The sequence below is a fragment of the Pseudolysinimonas sp. genome (genome assembly GCF_031389465.1).
Lineage (GTDB): Bacteria > Actinomycetota > Actinomycetes > Actinomycetales > Microbacteriaceae > Pseudolysinimonas_A.
The window spans coordinates 1-4,764 of record NZ_JANMSQ010000057.1 but is presented as its reverse complement, the minus strand read 5'-3'; the positions used below and the strand labels follow the sequence as shown (position 1 = coordinate 4,764).

Here is a 4,764-nt window from a genome sequence, read left to right as displayed (position 1 = left end):
GCCCGGGCTGCGGCCCGGGCTCTCCCGCGTCAGACCGTGAATCAGACCCGGGCGAGTGTGCCCAGGTAGAGCTCGATCACCTTCGGGTCGGTGAGCAGCTCGCGGCCAGTACCGGTGTACGCGTTGCGCCCCTGGTCGAGCACGTAGCCACGATGGCAGACCTGCAGGCAGCGCCGGGCGTTCTGCTCGACGATGACCACCGATACCCCTGCCTTGTTGATCTTGCGCGTCCGGATGAACGTCTCGTCCTGACGCACGGGGGACAGGCCGGCGGAGGGCTCGTCCAGGAGCAGCACCGACGGCTCCATCATCAGCGCGCGCCCCATCGCGACCATCTGCCGCTCGCCGCCGGAAAGCGATCCGGCGCGCTGCTTGAGACGGCTGCCCAGTTCGCCGAAGATCCCGGTGACGAACTCCAGTCGCTCGGCGTAGGCCTGGGGGCGCTGATAGAGGCCCATCTGGAGGTTCTCTTCGATGGTGAGCGCAGGAAACACGTTGTTGGTCTGCGGCACGAAACCGACACCGCGCGAGACGAGCTTGTTCGCCTTCAGCCCGGTGATGTCTTCGCCCTCGAGCTTCACGGTTCCGCTCCGCACGTTGACCTGGCCGAAGATGGCCCGCAGCAGAGTCGACTTGCCGGCGCCGTTCGGGCCGATGATGCCGATCAGCTCGCCCTGCGCGGCGATCAGGGAGCAGCCGTTGAGGATGTTGACCCCGGGGAGGTAGCCGGCGACGACGTCGGTGACTTCGACGACGGTCGCGGTGGTCGTGCTGACGCTCACATGGCATCCTCTTCCTTGGCTCCGGCGGCGGCGATCGCGTCGGCATCGGCCGAGACCGAGGCCTTCGCGTCGGTCGTCGGATCGGCTTCGTCGGGGTGGTACCGCCCGGTGACGACGCCGAGGTCGAGTTCCTGGTGGGCGCCGAGGTAGGCGTCGACGACCGCGGGGTTCTTCATGACGCTCGCCGGGTCGCCTTCCGCGACGATCTTGCCCTCCGCCATCACGACCACCCAGTCGGCGATGTGGCGCACGACGTGCATGTCGTGTTCGACGAACAGCACGGTCATCCCGAGATCCTTGAGGTCGAGGATGTGCTCCAAGAGCGACTGGGTGAGCGCCGGGTTGACCCCGGCCATCGGCTCGTCGAGCATGACGAGCGACGGTTCGCTCATCAGGGCACGGGCCATTTCGAGCAGCTTCCGCTGGCCGCCGGAGAGGCTCGCAGCGTAGTCGTCTTTCTTGGTGTCCAGCTTGAACTTCTCGAGCAGCACGAGCGCGCGCTCCTCGATGTCGGAGTCCTGTTGACGCCAGAGACCGGGAATCAGCGCTGCGAAGAACCCTTCGCCGCGCTGGCCTTTCGCGCCGAGCTTCATGTTGTCGAGCACGGTGAGCAGGCCGAGCGCTTTCGTGAGCTGGAAGGTGCGCACCTGACCGAGGCGGGAGACCTTGAAGGCGGGAACGCCCGAGATCGACTTTCCGGCGAACGTCCACGCGCCCTGGTCGGGCTTGTCGAACCCGGTGAGCAGGTTGAACAGGGTGGTCTTACCGGCACCGTTGGGGCCGATGAGGGCCGTGATGGCGCCCTTGGGGATCTCGAGGTGGTCGACATCCACGGCGGTCAAGCCGCCGAAGGTGCGACGCACGCCGTCGGCGATGAGGATGGGATCGGTCTTCGCAACCCCGGGAACGGCGTCGCCGATGTGGAGCCCGGTCGCCTTGACGCGTCCGACAGGGGGCGTGAGCGAGGAGTTACTTGACAAAGGTCAGCTCCTTCTTGTTGCCGAGAATGCCCTGTGGCCTGAATATCACGAGCAGCATGAGCGCGATGCCGGTGAGGATGAATCGCACCGTCGAGGCCTGGATGGTCGTCATGAACGGCAGGACACCAGACGAGACGAGCGCAGGCATGAGGTTGCTCAGGAACGCCTGCAGCACCCAGAAGATCACCGAGCCGAGCAGTGGCCCGAACACCGTCGCCGCGCCGCCGAGCAGCAGCGCGGTGTAGACGAAGAACGTGAGGGACGTGACGTAGACGCCCGAATTCACGTTGCGATCCATCGCGTAGACGATGCCGCCGAGAGCCGCGATTCCGCCGCCCAACATGAGGGCCTGCAGCTTGTAACCGAAGACGTTCTTGCCGAGCGAACGCACGGCATCCTCGTCTTCCCGGATTCCCTTGAGGACGCGCCCCCAGGGACTGTTGACGAGGCGGTAGACCACCAGAGCGGCGAGCACGAGGGCGATGAAGCCCAGAATGCGCACCCACCAGCCGATCTCGTTGTAGACCCACGGCCCGAAGCCGTAGGAGCCGGGGGGGATCGGGTTGGCCGACCGGAATTCGGTGTGGTACCCGCTCAAGCCGTCGGCCGAGCCGGTGACTTCATCGAACGCGGAGGTGAGGAACAGCAGCCGCAACACTTCGGCCGCCGCGATCGTCACGATCGCCAGGTAGTCACCGCGCAGCCGCAGGGTCGGGATGCCGAGGATGAGCGCGAAGATCAGCGCGGCGACGATGCCGACCAGGATGCCGACGTACCAGGGCAGCCCGAACGTCAGGATCGTGATCGCGTAGCCGTACGCACCGAGGGCCATGAAGCCCGCGATACCCATGTTGAGCAAGCCCGCATAGCCGAAGTGCACGGCGAGACCGAGGGCCGCCAGCGCGTAGGCGATCGTCGCCGGCGCGAGGATGGTCGACGCGGAATTTTGGAGGATCTGTAGCCAGTCCATGGATTATCCGATCCTCTCGCGGCGGCCGAGGATCCCCTGGGGCCGGAATAGCAGGATGATGATGAGTACGACGAGCGGCGCTGCGAATCGGAGGTCCGCCGGAATCCACAGCGTCGAGACCTCGACGACGAGCCCGATCACGATCGCTCCGACCGCGGCCCCGAAAGCAGTGCCGAGGCCGCCGAGTGTCACCGCAGCGAACAACAGCAGCAGGATCTCGCTGCCCATGTCCCACTTCAGCCCGGGCCGGTAGTAGGCGAACAGCACTCCGGCGAGCCCGGCCATTCCACCGGCGATGACCCAGACGATGCGCACGACCCGGTCGACGTCGATACCGGATGCCTCAGCAAGGCTGGAGTTGTCGGAGATCGCGCGCGTCGCCTTGCCGATTCGGGTGAACAACAACCACGCGGCGAAGGCGAGCAGCGCGACGATGCTGATCACGACGCTCACCATGTCGATCACCGTCATCGAGACGGAGCCGAAGAGATCGATAGGCGTCGCCGTCGCCCCCGGAAGCTGTTGGGTGTTGCCGCCGATGAAGAACTGGTAGATGTAGCGCAGCGCCAGCGAGAGCCCGATGCTCACGATCATCAGCTGCACCAACCCGACGCGTTTACGGCGCAGTGGACGCCAGACGGCGACATCCAGGCCGAGCCCGAAGGCGGCGCTCAGCACCACGGCGATCGGGATGGCGACCCAGATCGGCCAGCCGGCCAGGTTGGCGAACAGGAACGAGGTGATCGCGCCGAACGTCACCATCTCGGCGTGCGCGAAGTTCGAGATGCCCGTCGTGCCGTACACCAGCGAGAGCCCGATGGCGGCGAGCGCGAGCATCAAGCCGAAGCTCAGTCCGTTGACGACGCGCTCGACCACCACGTCGAAGAAGCCCGTGACGTTGCGGGTTCCCTCGCCGATGAAGTAGTTCGCCGTGACGCGTCCGCCGGCCCCGACGGTGACCTCCTTGATGTTCGGAGTGTCATTGCCTTCCTCGACGACGGCGATGCCTTCGGGCAGCGTCTCTTCGTTGAGGGTGACGGTGTAGTCGGCGTTTTTCTCCGGGACACCGACGGCCCACTGGCCCTCGGCATCCGTCACCACATCGGTGTCGATGCCGTTGCCCTCAACGTTGAGCTCGACGCCTTCGAGCGGTTCGTTGTCGAGCTGCACGTTGCCGCTGACGCGGTACGGGTACTTGTCGGTGTCGACTTCGTCGGCATGGGCGGCGAGTGGCGCGAGCAGCTGGAGGCCGATGAGGCCGGCCAACACCGCGACGAAGGCACCCGCGAGGCGACGGCGGCGCTGCGAATGCGCCGGAGTCGCCGATCGGACCAGGGACACGTGACCTCCAAGATCGGCAGCGCTGTCCGTGGCCGGACGCGCGTCGGCATTGACGCTATCCCCGGATTGTTGCCTTCTTGTTTCGGCGACACATTCGGGTTCGCCCAGTATGCGGCGGAATGCGCAGGGCTCCAAGCCGTTAACATCGAGTACCGGGCATCAACGACGAGAGCCGGGTGCGCATCCTGCCCTATTTCTCCGGTTCTGCGAGGACACCATGGACCAGCCTGATCCCTTCGGATTCGTCGGACTCACCTACGACGACGTCATGCTCCTGCCCGGGCACACCGACGTCATCCCGAGCGAAGCCGAGACCGCATCCCGGCTCACCCGGCGCATCAGCGTGTACGCGCCGCTGCTGTCGTCGGCGATGGACACCGTCACCGAGTCGCGCATGGCGATCGCGATGGCGCGCCAGGGCGGCCTCGGGGTGTTGCACCGCAACCTCTCGATCGAGGACCAGGCGACCCACGTCGACAAGGTGAAGCGCTCCGAGTCGGGGATGATCTCCAACCCGGTCACGACGACGCCGGACGCCACGGTCGCCGAAGTCGACGCGCTGTGCGGGCAGTTCCGAGTTTCGGGTCTGCCGGTCATCGAAGGCGACGGGCGTCTCGTCGGCATCATCACGAACCGCGACATGCGTTTCGTGTCGCCGTTCGAGAAATCGACGACCCTCGTGCGCGACGTC

At 66.0% G+C, this 4,764-nt stretch carries 5 protein-coding genes; 1 reads left to right on the top strand and 4 read right to left on the bottom strand.

Features of this window, described 5'->3' with window-relative positions:
- Positions 1-41 precede the first annotated feature (41 nt).
- From RMO30_RS02235 to RMO30_RS02220, 4 genes are read right to left on the bottom strand one after another with little or no spacing between them, the layout of a single operon-like run.
- Entirely contained in the window at positions 42-782 is a 741-nt protein-coding gene (locus RMO30_RS02235) for an ABC transporter ATP-binding protein (RefSeq protein WP_309708942.1), read from the bottom strand.
- Positions 779-1,702: an ABC transporter ATP-binding protein gene (locus RMO30_RS02230; protein ID WP_309708945.1), complete on the bottom strand. Its 924-nt coding sequence runs from the start codon at positions 1,700-1,702 to the stop codon at positions 779-781. Before RMO30_RS02230 ends, RMO30_RS02235 begins: the two co-directional genes overlap by 4 nt.
- Before the next feature lie 49 nt (positions 1,703-1,751).
- A complete protein-coding gene (locus RMO30_RS02225) occupies positions 1,752-2,732 on the bottom strand; it encodes a branched-chain amino acid ABC transporter permease (RefSeq protein ID WP_309708940.1) in 981 nt (326 codons plus the stop codon).
- A gap of 3 nt (positions 2,733-2,735) precedes the next feature.
- On the bottom strand, positions 2,736-4,067 hold the full coding sequence (locus RMO30_RS02220; RefSeq protein ID WP_397427880.1) for a branched-chain amino acid ABC transporter permease: 1,332 nt from the start codon (positions 4,065-4,067) through the stop codon (positions 2,736-2,738).
- A 223-nt stretch (positions 4,068-4,290) separates the two neighbouring features.
- Between RMO30_RS02220 and RMO30_RS02215 the strand changes: the two genes are divergently transcribed.
- Positions 4,291-4,764 (top strand): IMP dehydrogenase (locus RMO30_RS02215; RefSeq protein ID WP_309708935.1); only part of this gene is annotated, 474 nt, incomplete at its 3' end.

Bases quoted from the DNA above. Each gene is read 5' to 3' on its own strand.
- RMO30_RS02225 (WP_309708940.1), bottom strand. From the start codon at position 2,732: ATGGACTGGCTACAGATCCTCCAAAATTCCGCGTCGACCATCCTCGCG.